This is a genomic window from Oceanospirillum sanctuarii, from assembly GCF_002150805.1.
GTDB lineage: Bacteria > Pseudomonadota > Gammaproteobacteria > Pseudomonadales > Halomonadaceae > Oceanospirillum > Oceanospirillum sanctuarii.
On the sequence record NZ_MTBA01000001.1, the window covers coordinates 427,160 to 447,947 of the forward strand.

The window sequence follows — 20,788 nt, forward strand, 5'->3', positions numbered from 1 at the left end:
TGTAATTGCTGGCCGTTATTGCTGCTTGTTACTGAAGTTCGTTAACGGTGTTCTTGCTGCCGTGTTTTGGTTCTGACCGGTGTGTTTTGTTTCTGACCTGTGTGTTTTGTTTCTGACCTGTGTTTTGTTTCTGGCCAAAGTGCCTTAAATAGCTCCGGCAGCCAGGGTGAGAGCTGAACCGCAAGAATACTGAGTACCACTAAAATCAGTCCTGCCAGTGCCCAGCCTTCAATTGCCTGATCCAGAAAGACCCAACCCAGTGCTACTGCGGTGAGCGGGCTTAACAGTCCCAGCGTGGAAACCATCACTGCAGGTAGCTTTTTAATCCCCTGAAACCAGAGCAGATACGCGATCAGGGTGCCAAACAGAGCGAGGTAGCCGTACGCCAGTAGATTCTCCGTAGTTAGCACTGGCAGTACAGGTTCCAGAAACAGCGCCAGTGGCAGTAGCATCAGACCACCCAAAGTCAGCTGCCAGCCGGTAAGGGCGATCAGGGGCAGTTCTGGCTTGCTGTCTGATGCCGGATCTGAGCCTTGCCCATAGCGGGTGACATAAACCCCAAGCGCCATGCTTAAAGCCCCCAGTGTTGCGGCACCAATACCGATCAGATCCCAGCTGAGTTGTTCGGCAGCCAGCTCACTTTTAGCGGGTGTCAGAATCAGCAGAGCCATTCCGATCACAGCTGTGATGCAGGCAGTAAAAGCGATTTTGCCCGGCGGTTGTTTCTGTAGTGCCCAGATCATCAGCAGCAGAATCAGAGGTTGTACTGCGCCGATCACCGCAGCCAAACCACCGGGCAGACGGTATGCGGCGACAAACAGCATCGCCTGAAAACAACCGATATTCAGCGCTGATAGCAACAGCAGTCGTGGCCACTGAGCCTTGGTTGGGAATAAAACACGGGCTGGGAATAAAGTTCTGGGTGGAACGGCGGTAGCTGAGCCCTCTTTTGAGGCAGCAGCCTTGCTAAGCAGATGGCTTAGAACAATCAGGATCAAACCCGCCGGTAAACAGCGGATTACTGCCGCTGTAAAAGGCAGCCCTGCTGGCAGAAACTCGGATGTCACCAGATAGGTACTGCCCCAACTGGCGGGGCCTAGGGCGGTGAGTAGCAAGAGTGTAAAAGGATTCATGGTTCACCTCGGTTGCTCCCTTGTCGATAGCGTGCCCGGTCTGGCTTGTTTGCTTTGAATGACAAAGCCTGCGAACACTCGACAGAGGAGTAAAAACAATTTATCTTGAAGTTAAGATAAATCCAGATTGAACCTAATTTATCTTGAGGTCAAGATAAATTTAAAAATAGTGGATCCTGTAATGAGCGAAAAACAGAATAATCAGCCTGATGCGGTTGATAGCATTATCAGCCAGTGGCAGCGGGAAAAACCGGAATTTGATCTGACTGCGATGGAGGTGCTGGGGCGTCTGAAACGGGCAGCAGCAGTGCTTTCACCTAAGATTGAAAAGGTGTTTCTGGAACACGGCCTGAATCAGCCGGAGTTTGATGTACTGGCGACTTTGAGGCGTTCCGGAGCACCTTATTGCCTTGCACCTACGGCGTTGTTTTCCACCCTGATGGTGACATCCGGCACCATGACCAATCGCATGACTCAGCTGGAAAAGAAAGGTCTGATTGAACGTCTGCCCAATCCGGATGATGCCCGCAGTAAGCTGGTGAAACTGAGTGATAAGGGGCTGGAGCTGATCGAGCAGGTATTGCCCCATCATGTGCAAAATGGCCTCAACTTGATATCAGGTCTTGATGGCGATTCTCTTGCTACTCTGAATCAGAGCTTGCGGGATCTGCTGACGGTGTTGGAAGCACAAGAGGCTGAATAACGTGCAGCAGTGTTAACCCGCACCGGAATAGCTGCCAGCATGAAACAAGCGGTGTGAAAAATAAAAATATGGAAGGAATAACCTATGAGTGAGCAGAATATGGAACAGGCTTTGGCCGATCAGCACCACAAGCTGAACTATGTGGAGTTTGCTGCTAAGGATCTTAGTGGCACTAAGGCGTTCTTTCAGCAGGTATTTGGCTGGAGTTTTGTCGATTACGGGCCAGAGTACATCGCTTTTTCCGGTCAGGGCTTAGATGGCGGTTTCTACCAGGCTAATATGGCTGCTGATTCAACAACAGGTTCCGCCTTGCTGGTGTTTTACAGTGCGGATCTGCAAGCCACGCTTGATGCGGTGACTGCTGCAGGTGGCGAGATCGTTAAACCTGTCTTTGATTTTCCCGGTGGCCGACGTTTTCACTTCAAAGAACCCTCCGGTAATGAGTTTGCGGTTTGGGCGTTGCCTGAAAAAAAATCTGCAACCCTGAAGTCGTGTTCAGTGAAGCTTTAGCTCAAAAAATCCGGTATAAATATCAGCCAGTTATCTTAAGCAGACAATAAAAATCGAATAACACATCACCCTAAGAGGCGGTATGGATATGCCCTCAACGCCACTGGCAGAGCTGAACAATATCACTGCATTTCGCGGGGACCGTAAGGTTCTCGAAAACTTCAACCTCACCCTGCATGAAGGGGAGAGCGTTGCCATTCTGGGGCCAAACGGCTGCGGTAAATCCACCCTGTTAAAGCTGCTGACCCGTGAGATCTATCACGTTGATAAGCCGGAAAGCAGTTTGCTGATTAAGGGACAGGATCGCATCAACCTGATGCAGCTGCGGGAGTGGCTGGGAGTGGTCTCTCAGGATCTGCAGGAATTTTATACGCCCTACACCAAGGGGCGGGATGTGGTGGCCTCCGGCCTGTTAGGGGCGATTGGCGTTCACGATCATCTGCAATTGACGGAACATCAGCAGCAGCGGGTAGATGAGGTGATTGAGCAGTTAGGACTGGCTTACCTGAACGACACCATGTTCCAGCGTCTTTCCACCGGACAGCAGCGCCGTCTTCTGCTGGCGCGGGCGCTGATCCATAACCCTTCTACGGTGATCTTTGATGAGCCGACCAATAGTCTGGATCTGCAGGCATCCTTCGAGCTGATCGCCACCATGCGCGAACTGGTGCAGTCCGGTACCAATCTTCTGATCGCCACCCACCATGTGCAGGAAGTGGTGCCGGAGATCGATCGCATCATCTTTATGAAAGCCGGAAAGATCATCGCAGATGGCGATAAAACCACGCTGCTGACGGCACAGAATCTCAGCGAGCTGTACGGCGTTAAGCTCAAACTCATGGTTCAGGATGGTTTCTATCACGCCTATCCGGTGTGATGAAGGTTCTCAGAGGTTGGTTATGCAAGCGCTTGGACTGAAAATTCCGCCACCGGTTGTGGCACTGTTACTGGCAGCAGCTATCTATTACGCGGCACCGGTTTTTCCGGCGTTACCCCTGAATGAGACCTGGCGACTAGTACTGTCGATTCTTTTTGCAGCTATCGGCATCTGCTGTGATCTGGCGGGGCTGATCAGCTTCCGTAAGGCGCATACCACGATCAATCCGTTGGCTCCGAAAAAGTCATCGGTACTGGTAACAACAGGTATCTACCGTTTTACCCGTAATCCTATGTATTTGGGGTTGGCGTTTTTGCTGCTGGCCTGGAGTTGTTACTGGGCATCATCGGCGGTACTGATCGATTTGCCCCTGTTTGTGGCTTATATCACCCTGTTTCAGATCAAACCGGAAGAGCGCATTCTGCGGGAGAAATTCCCGGATCAGTTTCCGGCCTATTGTCAGCAGGTACGCCGCTGGATCTGACCTCGGCTCGTAAGGGCGTTGTCACAATCGAATATCAAAGTTGTAGGAAGAAGGATTTAAGGAATGAAATGGCTGGAGCTTAAAATCCCACCGGTTGTTGTCACCTTTCTGTTTGGCTTTCTGATGTGGGCAGTCACTTATCCTGTAAAGGGCACGCTGCTTATTCTGCCGATTTCACCCAAGGCGGCCATTGCGCTAACCGGTATCTGTTTGTTGCTGGGGGCGGCTTTTGCGCTCTCCGGTGTAGTGAGTTTCCGTTTAGCCAAAACCACGTCTAATCCCCTTGATCCGCAAAAGGCATCCTCTCTGGTACAGAGTGGCGTTTACCGCATCACCCGCAATCCTATGTATGTGGGTTTTGCGCTCCTGCTGCTGGCGTGGGCTCTCTTCCTGCAATCGATCTTTGCCATTCTGCTGGTGCCTGCCTTTGTGGCTTATCTGACGGTTTTTCAGATCAGGCCGGAGGAGCTGGCGCTGCATGCACTATTTCCAGAAAGCTTCCCAGCTTATTGTCAAAAAGTCCGTCGCTGGGTCTGACAATCCATCGGCAGGCGATATGTCTCTGTTGGCGATAACCTAGGCTTAACAAGGAGGTCACTTGGACGTTCTAATGATTACCGCCCCGATCTTTCTGCTGATCGGGCTGGGGTATCTTGCGGTGAAAACCGGTTTTACCCCTCTTGAAGCGATTCCGGGCATGGCGTCCTTTGTGCTCTACTTTGCCGTGCCTGCGGTGATCTTCAGCAATGTCGCCAAAATGGACTTCAGCACCCTGTTTGATCCGCGTTTTATTGGTGTTTACGCCTCAGCAACGCTGGGTAGTATTCTGCTGGGTTTTGCACTGGCGCGTTGGGGGATGAAGCGAAAAGCCTTGCACAGTGCTGTGCTGGCGGTGGGGATCGCCACACCCAACAGTCTCTTTATCGGTCTGCCGATTCTGGTACAGGTTTTTGGTGAGATTCCACCGGTATTTGCTATGGCGGTGATGGTCGAGAACCTGCTGGTTGTTCCCGCTGATTCTCTCCATTCTGGCGGGTGTCACGGTCGCGTTAAGTGGCCTTGGGATTCCCGTTATCTTCGACAAGATGCTCACCATGCTGGCGCAGGCAGCGGGGGCTACAGCGCTCTTTGTGATCGGTGGCTCTCTGGTGGGGAAAAGCGTGCAGGAGGCAGGGGCAGATACCCTGCTGGTAACCACTGGCAAGCTGATCCTGCAGCCAACACTGGCCTTTATCGCCCTGATGTTTGTACCTGGGTTGGATGATGTTTCCCGCATCACGATTCTGCTGCTCTGCGCCATGCCGATGTTCAGCATCTATCCGATTATTGGCGGTAATTACGGCTTCAGAGGGCAGTGTGCCGCGATTCTGGTAGTCACTACACTTAGCTCATTTGTCACTATTACAGCGCTTCTGGGCTGGATTCACTGAGGGATAACGCCATGGCATACGATGAAGGTTTAGCAGAACGCATCCGCGAGCAACTGGCGGGTAATATCTATATCACCGAGAAGAAGATGTTCGGCGGGCTGTGTTTTCTCCATGACGGCAATATGCTTTGTGGAGTCGTCAAAGATGAACTGATGCTACGCACCGGCCCTGACCTCTACGAAGCCTTGTTGGGCAAACCCAACGCTCGCGAGATGGATTTTACCGGCAAACCGTTGAAAGGCATGCTGATCGTAGAAGCGCAGGGCTTTGCAGAAGACAGCGACCTTAAATGGTGGCTGGAGCAGGTGTTGGGGTTTGTGAGTCAGTTGCCGCCGAAGACTAAGAAATAAACACAACAGAACAACAAGTAAAAAGAGATTTGCAAGGAGAAGAGGTAGAATTTGATTGATAGCTCTAATCATTAGTCTGAGGTCGGTATGCGATATTCCATGGTTTTATTTATTTTTGTCTTGTTCTTACAGGGATGTGCAGATTCTGATGATAAGTCTATGGGCACGATGGCGATAGAAAAGGTTGTTGAAACAGGCATAGTGGATGAGAGTGTATCCGAGCGTGAGCTTTTGGGTGCAGCCATCGATGAGATCGACAATGCTGAGAGTTTGTTAGCTACTGCAAAAATTGAGATCTTTAATTTAAATTCTGACGGCACTTTAAAAGCTGATGGTAGCAGTTTAACTAATATCGATTGGGACCCGACTCATGATGCGGCTTTATTGGAATCCAGCCCAGGCCTAAATACACCTCTTCTAATAACTAATGATGTAACGAATACCAGCTATTCGGTTCAAGAGAGACAACTGGCGATTATCGGCAGTCATCAGCCAGGCAGATATGTTGTTATGGGTTCAAATCCATTCAGAAATCGTGGTAGCAGTAATTCAGAAATGAATGCACTGATGCTTAACGTGTTGAAATGGTTAACAGGCAAACGTGATCTTAACGATGGAGGTTTAAATATTACTCTTAGTCAGCTGGATGATTCATATTATTTTAAAGATGAAACCTCAACGCGAACCTGGATAGATACAAATATAGGGGACTGGGTTTCCTATAACGATATAGACACCTGTGATGGAGTCGCGCTAGCGGACTGTATCAAGCAAACTGATCTTCTTATTATCTCTCAGGTAAGTCGTAATGATGCAGAGGCTGAATCTGTCACGAAAATTGTACAAGATGCCATGAAAAAAGGGTTGCCCGTACTTTATCTGCATCATGACGGTAGTCATACAAGTCTTGGGAAATTACTTTTCGCTGACGTCTTCCATATAAATTATTTTGGAGATAATTATTGGAGAAGGCTGCAGCTTTCATCGTTCGATGGTAGAGGTGTTCTAAAGTACATTTCTAATAACTTATCAAAAATCCGTACAACTCTTCAGACTCTGCGCGATGGCGAGATAAGCTATGACTGGTCGACGTGTAGTGGTGAAAATTGTTCTGAAGTGAATGGGTTTAAAGATAGCTTTCTACCTGGTGCCCAAGCCGCGAGGTCCTACCTTAGGGGACTAGATAGTGAAAAAAAAGCGATATTTGAATCTGATGGCTATCGAATTGCGCGTTTGCTGTCGCTAATAGGGGATAAATTAAGAGAAAAAGTTTCATTCCCACTAGATAGGCAGCAACCAGAATTTTTAAAGGCCTACCTTGCAGATCACTTGGTTTATAACTATCGGAAACAAACCCCTGCAATGCCTAATTTGGGTAACTTCAGTAGGAGTGATTTCTCTCATGTTAGTCCGACAAATAAAACAATAAACATTATTAGTCGAAGGCATTTCAGGTCTGCTGGAGTTTATGCTTTACCAGGCCAAACTTTCCGTGTGACTCGTAATGACTCCAGCGACCTTACAGTTAAAGTCTTTGTGAATACCATTCGGGATGGCGCTACCCATGAATTTGCTTCTGATGGCTACAATAGACCTAAGTTTCTTCGAACACCTGAGTTTGAAATTGAAAAAGGTCGAGAAATAGCGGTGACATCCCCTTATGGCGGCCCTATTCAGCTAAGTTTTAGCGCAAATGATCTAACGGTTAGTGTGACATTTGAGAATGTGGGTGAGCATCCGCATTGGCGTAGCAGTGCGGATGATGAATCATTTGCAGAAAAGCTTGAGAAGAATGAATTTGATTGGGCTGAAGTTGCTACTAATGGCTTTGAAGTTCATTCAAAGCTGGAAAAAATGGAAAAATCAATATCCGATAAAAAATGGGGAACAGCTTCAGTCCTGGCTGCTGCAACTGAGCGTTATATGCACAATTATCCTCATGTGTTAGCAGGGTTTAAGGGGGATGGGATCGATGTTGTTAGCGAAATTCATCAGTTTGCGCATGATTTAGGCCTGACGATCGAAACATTGGATACGGTTAAGCATATGAATGCTGATCAGGCTACTTGTGGCTATGGATGTTCTGGGAATCCATATGATGCTTACTGGAGCTATGACCCTATCGGTCATGGTGATGTACATGAACTTGGGCACGGGCTTGAGAAGTCACGCCTTAGGTTTGAAGGTTGGGAGTTACACGCCAGTACGAATCCCTATTCTTACTATACAAAATCTCGTTATAGTCAAAACACAGGTGGCGAGCCCAGCTGCCAGAACCTTCCTTTTCAATCAGTATTTGAGGTATTGCAGGCTAGTAGATCTCAAACAAACCCTTCCGAATATCTGCAAGCAAATCTATGGGATACATCTGGTTGGTCTCAGCAGTTTATGGTGACACTTCAGGCGATGATGCATGCACAAAAAGAAGGAGAGCTAATCAACGGCTGGCATCTTCTTGCGAGAATGCATATTTTGGAGAGGGAACTCAGTAGAGCAAAAGCTGATTGGGATAACAGGAAGGAGGCTTTAGGTTTCAGTCATTACTCTTTAGATGAATTTAATGCAATGCGCAAAAATGACTGGCTTTTAGTGAGCTTTTCTTTTGCAGCAAAACTTGATTACACAGACTTCTTTACAGTAATGGGGTTGCCCTATTCAGAGAAGGCTGCCGGTCAAGTTTCGGCATTCAACTATAAGCTTGTTCCACAGACGTTTTTCGTTTCCAGCCCGAATGGCTACTGCAAAACGGATGCATATGGAAGTTATTTGGATAAAACAACCCTCCCTATTGATGGCCTTGCTGCTTGGCCTGAGTAATAAATTAGACACAAAAAAACGAGCCATTTGGCTCGCTTTTGTTTTTAGCACTTGGCTAAATCAGGCTTAAAACCCACTCAGACAATTAGTCTTCGTAAGCTTCAATTCCCGGGCAAGAGCAGATGAAGTTACGGTCGCCGTAAACATTATCTACACGGTTCACAGCCGGCCAGAACTTGCTGGCGCGGGTGTGTGCACTTGGGAATACTGCCTCTTCACGAGTGTAAGGACGATCCCAATCTTCGATCAGGTCTACCTGAGAGTGAGGAGCGTTCACCAGTGGGTTGTTCTCCAGTGGCCATTCTCCCCTCTGTACCTTAGCCACTTCCGCTTTGATCTTAACCATGGCTTCGATAAAGCGATCCAGCTCAACCTGAGACTCAGATTCAGTTGGCTCGATCATCAGCGTGCCCGCTACCGGGAAGGACATGGTCGGTGCGTGGAAGCCGTAGTCCATCAGACGCTTAGCGATATCTTCTTCAGAAATACCGGACTCTGCTTTGATCGGACGGATATCAACGATACATTCGTGTGCCACTTTGTTGTTGCGGCCACGGAACAGGATCGGATAGTGACCGGACAGCTTCTCGGCAACGTAGTTAGCGTTCAGAATCGCCACTTCGGTAGAGCGCTTCAGGCCGTCTTTACCCAGCATACGGTTGTACATCCAGGTGATTGGCAGAATCGCAGCAGAACCGTAAGGCGCTGCAGAAACCGCACCAATACCTTCGCCTTCGATGCCTTCAACAGTGCTTACGCTGTGATTAGACAGGAAAGGAGCCAGGTGCGCTTTAACACCGATAGGGCCCATGCCCGGACCACCGCCACCGTGTGGAATTGCGAAGGTTTTGTGCAGGTTCAGGTGAGATACGTCAGAACCGATATGACCCGGCTTGGCGATACCAACCTGTGCGTTCATGTTGGCGCCGTCCATGTAAACCTGACCACCAAACTTATGGATCAGATCACAGATCTCTACGATATCTTCTTCGTAAACACCGTGAGTAGACGGGTAGGTCACCATCAGGGCAGACAGACGATCTGCGTACTGTTCTGCTTTTTCAGCCAGATCAGCGATATCAACGTTACCGTTGTCATCACACTTGGTCACGATGATCTTCATGCCCATCATCGCTGCTGTTGCAGGGTTAGTACCGTGTGCAGAAGAAGGGATCAGACAGATATCGCGGTGGCCTTCGCCGATAGATTCCTGATACTTACGGATCGCCAGCAGACCTGCGTATTCACCGGATGCACCGGAGTTAGGCTGCAGAGAGATCTTGTCGTAACCGGTAACTTCTACCAGTTGCTCTTCCAGCTGACGCAGCATCTCGTAGTAACCCGGCACCTGATCTTTTGGTGCAAACGGGTGGATGTCGGAGAACTCAGGCCAGGTGATCGGAATCATCTCGGCGGTAGCGTTCAGCTTCATGGTGCAGGAACCCAGTGGGATCATGCCATGAACCAGAGAGTAGTCTTTGTTTTCCAGAGACTTCATGTAACGCAGCATCTCAGTTTCTGAGTGGTGAGTGTTGAATACAGGGTGAGACAGGATCGCATCGTCACGACGCATCTCAGCGGTGATACCGGTTGCTGCACCGTTCACAATCGCTGCATCCAGTTCAGCTACATCCAGACCGTGACCTTCGCCCAGAATGATGTCGAATAGCTGTGCCACATCAGCAGGGGTGGTGGTTTCGTCCAGACTCACACCCAGCTTGCCGCCTTCTACATTGCGGAAGTTACAGCCGTTATCCAGCGCGCGCTGGTAAACCGCAGCGTCTGCATCGAACGTCAGGGTGTCGAAGTAGGTGCTGTTAGTTTCAACGCCTTTTGCATTCAGGCCGTTAGCCAGAATCGCAGTCAGACGGTGAGTACGCTCAGCAATGCGCTTCAGGCCTTGTGGGCCGTGATAAACCGCGTAGAACGCCGCCATGTTGGCCAGCAGTGCCTGAGCAGTACAGATGTTAGAGGTCGCTTTCTCACGACGGATGTGCTGCTCACGGGTCTGCATCGCCATACGCAGAGCCTGATTGCCCTTAACGTCGACAGATACACCGATGATACGGCCAGGAACAGAACGCTTCAGCGCTTCACTCGCTGCGAAATATGCAGCGTGTGGACCACCAAAGCCCATAGGTACACCGAAGCGCTGAGTAGAACCCAGAACCACGTCAGCACCCAGTTCGCCAGGAGATTTCAGTACCACCAGAGACAGCAGGTCAGCTGCAACAGCAACCATCGCTTTCTGTGCTTTAGCAACATCGATTACCGCTTTGATATCGGTGATGTCGCCGTAGGTGCCAGGGTATTGCAGCAGTGCGCCAAATACGTCGTAGTTGCCCAGTTTATCGGCGTCATCTACTACAACGTCAAAGCCGAAGTATTCCGCACGGGTGTTGATCACATCCAGAGTTTGCGGGTGTACGTCGGAAGCAACGAAGAACTGATCGCTCTTCTTACGGTTTGAGCGCTTGCACAGAGTCATCGCTTCTGCCGCTGCAGTCGCTTCGTCCAGCAGGGAGGCGTTCGCCAAATCCATGCCGGTCAGGTCCATAACCATCTGCTGGTAGTTCAGCAGAGATTCCAGACGACCCTGAGAGATTTCAGGTTGATAAGGGGTATAGGCAGTGTACCAGCCCGGATTCTGCAGCACGTTGCGCAGAATAACATTCGGTACGTGGGTGTTGTGGTAACCCATGCCGATGTAAGACTTGTTGACCTTGTTCTGGTCGGCCAGTGCTTTCAGTTCAGCCAGTGCTGCCACTTCACTGATGCCGGCATCCATTGTCAGCGCGTCTTTCTGAAGGATAGAACCCGGTACGGTATCGGTGATCAGGTCATCCAGAGAGGAAGAGCCCAGCGCAGACAGCATAGCGTTTTGCTCAGCTGCGTCAGGACCTACGTGACGATGAGTGAACTCGTTATGTTGTTGAAGTTCGCTCAATGTGCGCGTATCAACTGCCATTTTTATCAACCTATAGTCAAAAAATAGTCAACCGGCTCAGGGATGAGTCCGATCAAAAGGGGATCCGGCGGTTAGCCAGAGGTGTACAAAGCCAATAAAACCGGCAGGTTGCCGGTTTTATTGTTAAAGCATTGGGGATTAAGCGTCTTCAGCTACGCGCTCTGCGTATGCTTCAGCGTCCAGCAGGTCTTCCAGATCAGCAGCGTCTGCCAGTTTGATCTTAGCGATCCAGCCATCTTCGAACGCGTGCTCGTTGATGGTTTCAGGCGCGCCTTCCAGCTCTTCGTTAACCGCTACGATTTCACCAGCAACCGGTGCGTAGATGTCAGAAGCTGCTTTTACAGACTCAACCAGAGAGAACTCTTCACCAGCATCCACTTCACGGCCAACTTCAGGCAGCTCAACGAATACTACATCGCCCAGTTGATCCTGTGCGTGATCGGTAATACCAACAGTTACAGTACCGTCACCGTTGTCCAGAACCCACTCGTGAGAAGCGGTGTACTTCAGGTTGCCCGGAATATTGCTCATGTTCGATTCCTCAATCTCTAATAGGTAAATGGCAGCCACCGGAAAGGATCTCCGGCGCTGGCCGTGATTATCTTTAAATGCGCACGGGAAACAAAGCCCAAGAGCCATATTTCCCGCTTATTTATTCAATCTTTTACTTTTATATAAGCCGTTTTTTTATATCTCAGCTTATATGCCAGCGTGTTGCTTACTAACTGATTCTTGCCTTAAGAAGGGTTAGCAGTTGACCACGTTAACTGCAAGGCCGCCTCTTGAGGTTTCTTTATACTTGTCCTGCATATCATGGCCGGTCTGTCGCATGGTTTCGATCACGCTGTCCAGAGAGACCTGATGATTGCCATCGCCCCGCAGTGCTAAGCGGGCAGCGTTAATCGCTTTGATGGCTCCCATGGTGTTGCGTTCGATGCAAGGCACCTGGACCAGACCACCAATAGGATCGCAGGTTAAACCTAAATTGTGTTCCATGCCGATCTCAGCGGCATTTTCGATCTGCTCATTGCTGCCGCCCATTACCGCGCAAAGTGCGGCGGCGGCCATGGAGCAGGCTACGCCGATCTCACCCTGACAGCCTACCTCTGCAGCCGAGATAGAGGCATTCTCCTTATAGAGCATGCCGATGGCACTGGCGGTAGCCAAAAACTCAATAATGCCAGCTTCGTTGGCATTAGGCAGAAAGCGCACGTAGTAACTTAAAACCGCCGGAATTACGCCTGCAGCACCATTGGTTGGTGCCGTGACAACTCGGCCACCAGCAGCATTTTCTTCGTTAACGGCCATGGCGAACAGGTTGACCCAATCCATGACTGTTAGCTGATCTTTAAGTGCGTTTTCCGGTTTTTCCGTCAGCTCTCTGTAAAGTTCAGGAGCACGACGTTTAATCTTCAGGCCACCTGGCAAGATGCCGGTTTCTTTGCAGCCTTTGCGTACACAATTGTCCATCACCTGCCAGACATTCAGGAGTTGCTGTTGAATCTCCTGTTCGCTGCCGCCTTTACCTGAATCGCCATTCGGATTGCAGGAGCGCAGCGCAATCTCGTTATCAAGCATCATCTGAGCGATGGTTTTGCCGGAGGCTTTGCCCCGGGCTAAGAGTTCTTTACCGCTTTTGAACGGGTAGGGGCGTAACTCAAAGGCTTCCTGCTGAACTTCGTGGGGTAGCTGAGAAGCTGCACTCAGTTCCGGTGTGGCCTTAATCTCATCTTCACTGAGAACAAAGCCGCCGCCTACGGAGTAATAAACACCCTGACAGAAAACAACGCCTGCCTGATCAAAAGCGCTGAAGCGCATACCATTCGGATGTTCCGGAAGTGAATCTTCAAAATGGAACACCAGATCACGCGCTTCATTAAATTCAATGCTGTGTTCGCCACCCAGTTGCAGAATATGGGAATCCCGGATCTCAGCAACCATGCGGTCGACCTGAGTGGTATCAACGGAATCCGGCATCTCTCCCAACAGCCCCAGCAGAACCGCTGTGTCGGTGGCATGCCCTTTACCTGTAAGCGCCAGAGATCCGAAAAGCTCTGTTTTTACCCTGCTGACATGGCTTAAGTTCTGTTCTGCGCCTGTCTGGCTTTTAAGCTGCCCGATAAACCGGGCTGCGGCGATCATGGGGCCTACAGTGTGCGAGCTGGATGGGCCTATGCCTATTTTAAAAAGATCAAAAATACTCAGCGACATAGCCTTCTCCTTCCTGTCCTCGTCGGTAAGCCAGCATCTCAATGCTTGCTTGTGGCTTATCCGGTGGGACGAAAAATCTTGTTGTTATTATTTTAGATGTCTTGACACTCGCTCGCGCATTTAACGTCGGTTGGTGTCTTTAACATCGGATGGTGTTGCTAATTAGCCGTCTCAAACCTAACTAAATTGTCTCTGGCTAGACAGCGTAGGAGTTTTTGATGGGAGATATGCTGAGTGATACAGCCAGTTTCCTTTAATCAACTCCTGCAAAGCTGGTCTTCAGAAAAAACTATGTCCTGCACGCTTATGGCTTTTGCTACTCATCATCAGCCTGATAGTAGAAGGCTGACGGGGCAGCAGAAGCCCGAATTTCACTCTTGTGGAGCATACAGATGGTTAAGGCTCGGATAAAAGAGCTGTCGCCGGATACTGTATGTGCGTGCAGGACACAATTTTTCTAACCTGTAAAACAGGCTGCCCGCTTTGGCGGTCGCCAGACTATCAAATTGCAGTTACAGCGTGCAATAAAAAATTTCCAATTGGAAACAAGGGTTTCTGCGAAAGGGAAAAGTCGAGAGCTTGCTTTAAAAGCTAATCTGCCTTGTGTAGTATGCTTTGCTTGTTTAGGGGTTCGAAAACGGCCTGCTAAGCCCATTGCAGAGGTGATTTTGTTTTTTATCGATGTTGGCGGGTTGTAAGCTTGGTGTTGTGTTTCGGATCGGAAAGTTAGAAACGGCTGATAAAGTCATATTAGGGAGCGGGCGATGCCTGAAGAGCCGCATTTTCTGATCGAAGAAAAACAGCGTGAAGAAAAGATCCAGATCACCCGCGCTGAATCCAATGCTGAGTCTTATGTCGAGCCTCTGGAGCTGGGTAAGCGTGTGCGTGAGATCCGGCTGAGTCAGAATCTGACCTTAGAAGAAGCGAGTAAGCTGACCGGTCTGGCCCGTTCTACACTGTCTAAGATCGAGAACGATCAGATCTCCCCGACCTTCTCTGTGGTTACCAAGCTGGCCAACGGCCTCGGTATCGATATGCCGCAGCTGTTTACCCGTCCGAAAGAAGCGGTGGCAGCGACAGGTCGTCGTGATATCACCCGTAAAGGTGAGGGTAGGCCGCATCCGACTCCGACCTATGAGCATGAGCTGCTTAGTACTCAGTTAACCAGCAAGAAGATGATTCCCTATAGAACTGTCGTTCGGGCGCGCTCGATTGAGGAGTACCCTGAGTGGGTTCGCCATGAGGGGGAGGAGCTGCTATATGTGCTGTCTGGCTCGGTGCTTCTTTATACCGAGTTTTATGAGCCGATTGAGCTGATGGAAGGTGATTCTGCTTATTATGACTGTGCCATGGGGCACTCTCTGGTTTCCACCAGTGAAGATGATGCGGTAGTGCTGTGGGTTACTGCCTGATCTGAGGTTTTGCCATGAAAGCGGCTCTGCCCGCTTTCGATCTGTTTCTACTGTATTGTTTTTCTTCGCTTTTCTTGTCTTTCTCTCTCTTCAGTTGAGTCGCTTGGTTGTTGTTTAAGTCTCTTTGCCTCGTCTTGTTTTTGTGTTGATAGGGTGTTTCTGGCTTGTAGCGCATCCGGAATCAATCTTTTCTTGCATCAGGTTTCCTATTTCGTTAGCTTTGTTTCCAATAAGAAACTTTGATTGAGCGGATTGTTTTGATCGGCTTGCAACTTACCTCTGGATACCGCCTGAAAATGGTCTAACTTGTTCAGAGGTTTTTGTTTTGAAATGAGGTTTACGATGGCAGACGCGCAGGGTGCTCTGAAAAAAACTCCTTTATTTGACCTTCACAATGAGCTGGGTGCTCGTATGGTTCCGTTCGCGGGCTACGAGATGCCGGTTCAGTATCCTCTGGGTGTTAAAAAAGAGCACATCCAAACTCGTGAGAAAGCGGGTCTGTTTGATGTGTCCCACATGGGTCAGGTGAAACTGCATGGTGCCAATGCGGCTAAGGCTCTGGAGTCTCTGGTTCCTGTTGATATCATCGATCTGCCGGCTGGCAAGCAGCGTTATGCGCTGTTCACCAACGAGCAGGGCGGTGTAATGGACGACCTGATGGTGACCAATCACGGTGATTACATCTACGTGGTAGTGAACGCGGCTTGTAAAGAGCAGGATATCGCTCACATGCGTGCAAACCTGGGTGATGATGTTGAGCTGGAAGTGATGGACGATGCGGCGCTGGTTGCTCTGCAGGGTCCTGAAGCGGCTGCTGTAATGGCGCGTTTTGCTCCGGAAACTGCTGATATGGTCTTTATGGATGCCCGTGTCGTTAAAGTTGATGGCGTTGAGTGTCTGGTTTCACGCTCCGGTTATACCGGTGAAGACGGCTTTGAAATCTCTATCCCTTCTGCAGATGCAGAGCGCATCTGCCGTCTGTTCCTGAATGAGCCGGAAGTTGAAGCGATTGGCCTTGGTGCTCGTGACTCTCTGCGTCTGGAAGCAGGTCTGTGTCTGTACGGTCATGATATCGACACAACCACGACTCCTCTGGAAGCAAGTCTGATCTGGGCGATCTCAAAAGTACGTCGTGCGGATGGTGAGCGTGCCGGTGGTTTCCCGGGTGCGGATATCATTCTGGGTCAGATCGCTAACAAAGACTGGACCCGTAAGCGTGTTGGTCTGGTTGCTGAAGGTCGTGCTCCGATCCGTGAAGGCGCTGAGCTGTTCGATGCTGATGGCAACAAGATTGGTGTTGTGACCAGTGGTACTTTCGGCCCGACCGCTGAGAAGCCGGTTGCTATGGGTTATGTGGCGACTGAATTCTCTGCGCTGGAAACTCAGGTTTTCGCAAGCGTGCGTGGTAAGCAGTTGCCAATGACAGTGGCTAAGATGCCATTGGTTGAGCAGCGCTACTATCGTGGTTAAAAGCGCGTGGTAAAGAGCTCGCGGTTAAGACTCGAGCTAAAAGAATCGCATTTAAGGTTGGCGTCTGAACACTGCCCTGTTCCGGTGTCGGCTGAAAGCGGTTGAAACCTCTGGCCATGCTTCGTGACTGATGTGTTGTCTTAGGTTGAGCAAAGCCCCTGATAAAACAATTTATCAGGGGCTTTGTTTTTTGGCTGATAAAAAATTGGTTTGATTCGCTACCGGCTGACATTTTTCTTAAATAATGCAGCTAAGTTGGTTGAATTATCAGGCGAAATTGAATCCAATAGTGCGCCTTGAGCGGAGGCGTTAGCGGTAGAGCATGCACAACATAGAAACAAAGTGGCTGGAAGACTTTCTGGCGTTAGCAAAAACCCAGAGTTTTTCCCAGGCAGCCCGACTGCGTCATGTGACTCAGCCCGCTTTCAGTCGTCGCATCAAGACCCTTGAGCAATCGGTAGGAGCGCAGCTTTTTGAACGTGATGTGCAGCCGGTTCGTCTGAGTGAGGCGGGGCAGCAATTTCTGCCGACTGCCCGCAAGGTGTTGGCCCAGCTGCAGGCTGCTGTGCGTCAGCTATCTCCCTCTGGTGGTTATCTTCCCCGAATTAACTTCTGTGCGGCACATGCCCTGACGTTTACTCTGATGCCTGAGCTGGTGCGCTGGATTCGCCAGCAGGAAAGCGGTTTTATGGTGCGCACTGAGGCGGCCAATGTCGACGTGGGGCTGAATGCCCTGCGTAAAGGGGAGTGTGATTTCCTGTTGGCGTTTCATGATCCGCAGTCCTGGATTCGTCTGGATGAGGCGCTGTTTCCCCATTGTCAGCTGGGCTGGACCCGTCTGATGCCGGTGTGCAAAGCAACCCGACACGGGCAGGCGATCTATCGGTTAGGTGTCGATCAGGATGTGCCTTATCTGGCTTATACCTCTGAGGCGATGCTTGGGCAGGCGGTTCGGGAGCGTTTGCGTTCTCAGCTGGGTGATCTGAGTTTGAAGAAGGTTTATGAAACCGCTATGGCTCAGGGGTTAAAAGAGATGGTTCTGGCTGGTGAAGGCGTGGCCTGGTTGCCGGAAGTAACCATTAAGCAGGAGCTGGAATCCGGTGCTATTGTTCCCTGTGGGTCAGAGCAGTGGGTGATTCCGTTAGCTATCTGTCTTTATCGCTCGGCCAGTGATGAAAAGCCGATGGTAGATCGTTTATGGCAGTTGATTGGTGAGCGCTACGGTAAATAGGCTTAAGGTTGGCTGTTTGCTCCTCAGGTCGTTTGCGTGTTTGCCGATTTAGCTAGATTTTTGTTTTAACATGCTTTTTCCCTGAGATTGCAGCTAAATCTTTATCGCAGGCGGTGGAGTTGGTGCAGGGTCGGGTATATAATACGCCGCTTTGCATGCTGGTCTGAAGGCGTGTGTTGGACTGACACTCTATTGAAGCTGTTTAAAAACGTTCAACCCAAGAATTAAGCGGTGCAGGTTTTACTGAGGGTAAAACGGGCATCCAAGGCATCAGCCGCCATTGAATCATGGCTGTAAGCTCCCATATCAGAGTTTGCAGCTATTAAGAGTACAACAGGAAAACAGGACATAATTATGCGCAGCCATTATTGCGGCGAACTGAATGAAGCCCATATCGGTGAAGAAGTCACTCTGTGTGGCTGGGTACACCGTCGTCGTGACCACGGTGGGGTTATTTTCTTAGATCTGCGTGACCGTGACGGTCTGACTCAGGTTGTTGTTGACCCTGATACTGTAGAAGCGTTTGCAACTGCTGATAAGAGCCGTAGCGAATACGTTCTGCAGATTAAAGGTCTGGTTCGTGCGCGTCCTGAAGGTACTACTAATGCGAACATGCCAACGGGCATGATCGAAGTTCTGGGTAAAGACGTTCAGGTTCTGAACGCTTCTGAAACGCCTCCATTCCCTCTGGATGAGCACGTAAAAGTGGGTGAAGACGTACGTCTGAAGTACCGCTACGTGGATCTGCGTCGTCCTGAGATGCTGGAAAAACTGCGTTTCCGTTCCAAGATGACTCACTCCATCCGTAAGTATCTGGATGAGAAAGGCTTCCTGGATATCGAAACTCCAATTCTGACTCGTGCAACTCCGGAAGGTGCACGTGACTATCTGGTACCTAGCCGTACCCACGCGGGCAGCTTCTTTGCTCTGCCTCAGTCACCTCAGCTGTTCAAGCAGCTGCTGATGGTGTCTGGTATGGATCGTTACTACCAGATCGCGAAATGTTTCCGTGATGAAGATCTGCGTGCTGACCGTCAGCCTGAATTTACCCAGATCGATATGGAAGCGTCTTTCGTAACTGACGAAGACATTATGAACCTGGCTGAAGGCATGGCGACTCAGCTGTTCAAAGAAGTTCTGGATGTTGATCTGGGCGAATTCCCACGTATGCCATTTGCTGAAGCGATGCACCGCTTCGGTAGCGACAAGCCGGATCTGCGTATCCCGCTGGAAATGGTCGACATGGGCGACCTGATGGCACAGGTAGACTTCAAAGTATTCTCTGGTCCTGCAACGGATCCTAAAGGTCGTGTTGCTGCTCTGCGTGTACCTGGCGGTGCTGAGCTGAGCCGTAAGCAGATCGACGAGTACACCAAGTTCGTAGGTATCTACGGTGCGAAAGGTCTGGCCTGGATCAAGGTTAATGACCGTAAAGCGGGTCTGGAAGGTCTGCAGTCTCCAATCGTTAAGTTCATGGAAAACGTGATCGATGACGTTCTGGATCGTGTTGATGCACAAGACGGCGACATCATCTTCTTCGGCGCTGATAAAGCTAAGATCGTTAACGAAGCTCTGGGCGCACTGCGCTGCAAGCTGGGTGAAGATCTGAACCTGTACACCGCTAAGTGGGCACCACTGTGGGTTGTAGACTTCCCGATGTTCGAAGAGAACGACGACGGTTCTCTGTCTGCACTGCACCACCCGTTCACCTCTCCGGCATGTTCTGCTGAAGAGCTGGAAGCGAACCCGGCAGCAGCTCTGTCTGTAGCTTACGATATGGTTCTGAACGGTACTGAGCTGGGTGGCGGTTCTATCCGTATCCACGATCAGGCGATGCAGCAGGCGGTATTCCGCGTGCTGGGTATCAGCGAAGAAGAGCAGAAAGAGAAGTTCGGCTTCCTGCTGGATGCTCTGAAGTTCGGTGCGCCACCACACGGTGGTCTGGCATTCGGTCTGGATCGTCTGGTGATGCTGATGACTGACTCTCAGTCGATCCGTGAAGTTATCGCCTTCCCTAAAACTCAGAGTGCTGGCTGTGTTATGACTGCTGCTCCGGGTGAGGTAAGTGCTGATCAGCTTAAAGAACTGAACATCCGTCTGCGTCAGAAGATCGCACCAACGGAAGAGTAAGTAGCTTTTATAGCTGTGCCTTGAGCGCTGGCTGGTTCGGCGCTTATGGTCTCGATGGGCATCAGATTCTCTCTGATGCCCATTTTAGTTTTAGCGTCTTTATTTAACTGCTTGTGATTGTTTCGGATCTGGCGGTTGGTTATTACCTTCTGTGGATTCTGAAGGCGGTTAAATAAAGAGGTTGTGTTAATCACTCAGATACAAACGGGAGTTTGGAATGGCTGGCCACAGTAAATGGGCAAACATTAAACACCGGAAAGCTGCGCAGGATGCGAAGCGTGGCAAAATTTTCACCAAGTTGATTCGTGAGCTGACTGTTGCTGCGCGTCAGGGCGGTCCTCTGCCGGAAGACAATCCTCGTCTTCGTGCTGCTGTCGATAAGGCGCTTAGCGCGAATATGACCCGTGACACCATTGATCGTGCGATCGCCCGCGGTGCCGGTGATGCGGACAGTGATAACGTCGAAGAGATGACCTATGAGGGCTATGGCCCGGGTGGTGTCGCTGTACTGGTTGAATGTATGTCGGATAACAAGAACCGAACCGTTGCTGAAGTGCGTCATGCGTTCAGTAAGCGTGGTGGCAATCTGGGTACCGACGGCTCTGTGGCGTATCTGTTTGAGAAAAAAGGCCAGATCTATTTCGAAGCTGGTGCCGATGAAGACACTATCATGGAAGCAGCCCTGGAAGCAGGTGCTGAAGATGTTGTCACCCATGATGACGGTTCTATCGAAGTGACCACAGACTGGACTGAGTTTAACTCAGTAAAAGAAGCTCTTGCTAAAGCGGGTCTTGAGGCTGCAGGCGGTGAAGTGACGATGGTGCCATCGACAACAGCACCGATGGACAAAGAAGGCGCTGAAAAAATTCTGGCGCTGATTGAACATCTTGAAGATCTGGATGATGTTCAGAACGTCTACAGCAATGCTGATATTCCTGCTGATGTTATGGAACAGCTGGGCTAACAGGGCGCATTGTGTCAGCTTTTTTATGCTGACTTAACTTTCGATCAGTTCGCTTGTGTCGGTTTTATCAAGGCTGATACAAGCGGGATGATCTTCTA

General features: G+C 50.1%; 17 protein-coding genes and 1 pseudogene. 14 read left to right on the forward strand and 4 right to left on the reverse strand.

Annotated features, from left to right (window positions below; genetic code table 11):
- Positions 1-41: 41 nt before the first annotated feature.
- Positions 42-1,133: an EamA family transporter gene (locus BV405_RS01875; RefSeq protein ID WP_086479149.1), complete on the reverse strand. Its 1,092-nt coding sequence runs from the start codon at positions 1,131-1,133 to the stop codon at positions 42-44.
- Positions 1,134-1,314: 181 nt separating this feature from the next.
- Here BV405_RS01875 and BV405_RS01880 point away from each other — a divergent pair, with 181 nt between their 5' ends.
- From BV405_RS01880 to BV405_RS01915, 9 genes and pseudogenes are all read left to right on the forward strand, one after another.
- Positions 1,315-1,836: a MarR family winged helix-turn-helix transcriptional regulator gene (locus BV405_RS01880; protein WP_086479150.1), complete on the forward strand. Its 522-nt coding sequence runs from the start codon at positions 1,315-1,317 to the stop codon at positions 1,834-1,836.
- An 84-nt stretch (positions 1,837-1,920) separates the two neighbouring features.
- The gene (locus BV405_RS01885; RefSeq protein WP_245832200.1) at positions 1,921-2,346 is read left to right on the forward strand and encodes a VOC family protein; all 426 of its coding nucleotides are present in this window, start codon (positions 1,921-1,923) and stop codon (positions 2,344-2,346) included.
- Positions 2,347-2,428: 82 nt separating this feature from the next.
- Positions 2,429-3,223 (forward strand): ABC transporter ATP-binding protein, encoded by a 795-nt coding sequence (locus tag BV405_RS01890; RefSeq protein ID WP_245832202.1) that lies wholly within the window; start codon positions 2,429-2,431, stop codon positions 3,221-3,223.
- A gap of 22 nt (positions 3,224-3,245) precedes the next feature.
- On the forward strand, positions 3,246-3,707 hold the full coding sequence (locus BV405_RS01895) for a methyltransferase family protein (RefSeq protein ID WP_086479151.1): 462 nt from the start codon (positions 3,246-3,248) through the stop codon (positions 3,705-3,707).
- A gap of 63 nt (positions 3,708-3,770) precedes the next feature.
- A complete protein-coding gene (locus BV405_RS01900) occupies positions 3,771-4,244 on the forward strand; it encodes a methyltransferase family protein (protein ID WP_086479152.1) in 474 nt (157 codons plus the stop codon).
- A 73-nt stretch (positions 4,245-4,317) separates the two neighbouring features.
- A pseudogene (locus BV405_RS17825) lies at positions 4,318-4,605 on the forward strand (AEC family transporter); the annotation flags it as partial.
- Positions 4,606-4,711: 106 nt separating this feature from the next.
- Positions 4,712-5,137, forward strand: coding sequence for an AEC family transporter (locus BV405_RS17830; RefSeq protein ID WP_245832204.1), 426 nt, complete (start codon positions 4,712-4,714; stop codon positions 5,135-5,137).
- Positions 5,138-5,148: 11 nt separating this feature from the next.
- Positions 5,149-5,487: a TfoX/Sxy family protein gene (locus BV405_RS01910; protein ID WP_086479154.1), complete on the forward strand. Its 339-nt coding sequence runs from the start codon at positions 5,149-5,151 to the stop codon at positions 5,485-5,487.
- A 99-nt stretch (positions 5,488-5,586) separates the two neighbouring features.
- Entirely contained in the window at positions 5,587-8,304 is a 2,718-nt protein-coding gene (locus tag BV405_RS01915; protein WP_176330011.1) for an ImpA family metalloprotease, read from the forward strand.
- An 85-nt stretch (positions 8,305-8,389) separates the two neighbouring features.
- Here BV405_RS01915 and gcvP read toward each other — a convergent pair whose 3' ends face one another.
- The 3 genes from gcvP to BV405_RS01930 form a co-directional block, all read right to left on the reverse strand.
- A complete protein-coding gene (gene gcvP / locus BV405_RS01920) occupies positions 8,390-11,272 on the reverse strand; it encodes an aminomethyl-transferring glycine dehydrogenase (protein ID WP_086479156.1) in 2,883 nt (960 codons plus the stop codon).
- A gap of 138 nt (positions 11,273-11,410) precedes the next feature.
- A complete protein-coding gene (gene gcvH, locus BV405_RS01925; protein WP_086479157.1) occupies positions 11,411-11,803 on the reverse strand; it encodes a glycine cleavage system protein GcvH in 393 nt (130 codons plus the stop codon).
- 216 nt (positions 11,804-12,019) lie between these two features.
- A complete protein-coding gene (locus tag BV405_RS01930; RefSeq protein WP_086479158.1) occupies positions 12,020-13,483 on the reverse strand; it encodes an L-serine ammonia-lyase in 1,464 nt (487 codons plus the stop codon).
- Between the two features lie 764 nt (positions 13,484-14,247).
- Between BV405_RS01930 and BV405_RS01935 the strand changes: the two genes are divergently transcribed.
- The 5 genes from BV405_RS01935 (at position 14,248) to BV405_RS01960 (ending at position 20,690) form a co-directional block, all read left to right on the forward strand.
- Complete coding sequence (locus BV405_RS01935) at positions 14,248-14,895, forward strand: helix-turn-helix domain-containing protein (protein ID WP_086479159.1); 648 nt, start codon at positions 14,248-14,250, stop codon at positions 14,893-14,895.
- A 342-nt stretch (positions 14,896-15,237) separates the two neighbouring features.
- Entirely contained in the window at positions 15,238-16,365 is a 1,128-nt protein-coding gene (gene gcvT / locus BV405_RS01945; RefSeq protein WP_086479161.1) for a glycine cleavage system aminomethyltransferase GcvT, read from the forward strand.
- A gap of 322 nt (positions 16,366-16,687) precedes the next feature.
- Entirely contained in the window at positions 16,688-17,596 is a 909-nt protein-coding gene (locus tag BV405_RS01950; RefSeq protein ID WP_086479162.1) for a LysR family transcriptional regulator, read from the forward strand.
- Between the two features lie 354 nt (positions 17,597-17,950).
- A complete protein-coding gene (gene aspS, locus BV405_RS01955; RefSeq protein ID WP_086479163.1) occupies positions 17,951-19,726 on the forward strand; it encodes an aspartate--tRNA ligase in 1,776 nt (591 codons plus the stop codon).
- A gap of 217 nt (positions 19,727-19,943) precedes the next feature.
- Positions 19,944-20,690, forward strand: coding sequence for a YebC/PmpR family DNA-binding transcriptional regulator (locus BV405_RS01960; RefSeq protein WP_086479164.1), 747 nt, complete (start codon positions 19,944-19,946; stop codon positions 20,688-20,690).
- The last annotated feature ends 98 nt before the right edge of the window (positions 20,691-20,788 follow it).

Bases quoted from the DNA above. Each gene is read 5' to 3' on its own strand.
- BV405_RS01880 (WP_086479150.1), top strand. From the start codon at position 1,315: ATGAGCGAAAAACAGAATAATCAGCCTGATGCGGTTGATAGCATTATC.
- BV405_RS01950 (WP_086479162.1), top strand. From the start codon at position 16,688: ATGCACAACATAGAAACAAAGTGGCTGGAAGACTTTCTGGCGTTAGCA.
- BV405_RS01915 (WP_176330011.1), top strand. From the start codon at position 5,587: ATGGTTTTATTTATTTTTGTCTTGTTCTTACAGGGATGTGCAGATTCT.
- BV405_RS01885 (WP_245832200.1), top strand. From the start codon at position 1,921: ATGAGTGAGCAGAATATGGAACAGGCTTTGGCCGATCAGCACCACAAG.
- gcvP (WP_086479156.1), bottom strand. From the start codon at position 11,272: ATGGCAGTTGATACGCGCACATTGAGCGAACTTCAACAACATAACGAG.
- gcvH (WP_086479157.1), bottom strand. From the start codon at position 11,803: ATGAGCAATATTCCGGGCAACCTGAAGTACACCGCTTCTCACGAGTGG.
- BV405_RS01935 (WP_086479159.1), top strand. From the start codon at position 14,248: ATGCCTGAAGAGCCGCATTTTCTGATCGAAGAAAAACAGCGTGAAGAA.
- BV405_RS01895 (WP_086479151.1), top strand. From the start codon at position 3,246: ATGCAAGCGCTTGGACTGAAAATTCCGCCACCGGTTGTGGCACTGTTA.
- BV405_RS01930 (WP_086479158.1), bottom strand. From the start codon at position 13,483: ATGTCGCTGAGTATTTTTGATCTTTTTAAAATAGGCATAGGCCCATCC.
- BV405_RS01900 (WP_086479152.1), top strand. From the start codon at position 3,771: ATGAAATGGCTGGAGCTTAAAATCCCACCGGTTGTTGTCACCTTTCTG.
- BV405_RS01910 (WP_086479154.1), top strand. From the start codon at position 5,149: ATGGCATACGATGAAGGTTTAGCAGAACGCATCCGCGAGCAACTGGCG.
- BV405_RS01960 (WP_086479164.1), top strand. From the start codon at position 19,944: ATGGCTGGCCACAGTAAATGGGCAAACATTAAACACCGGAAAGCTGCG.
- aspS (WP_086479163.1), top strand. From the start codon at position 17,951: ATGCGCAGCCATTATTGCGGCGAACTGAATGAAGCCCATATCGGTGAA.
- gcvT (WP_086479161.1), top strand. From the start codon at position 15,238: ATGGCAGACGCGCAGGGTGCTCTGAAAAAAACTCCTTTATTTGACCTT.
- BV405_RS01875 (WP_086479149.1), bottom strand. From the start codon at position 1,133: ATGAATCCTTTTACACTCTTGCTACTCACCGCCCTAGGCCCCGCCAGT.
- BV405_RS01890 (WP_245832202.1), top strand. From the start codon at position 2,429: ATGGATATGCCCTCAACGCCACTGGCAGAGCTGAACAATATCACTGCA.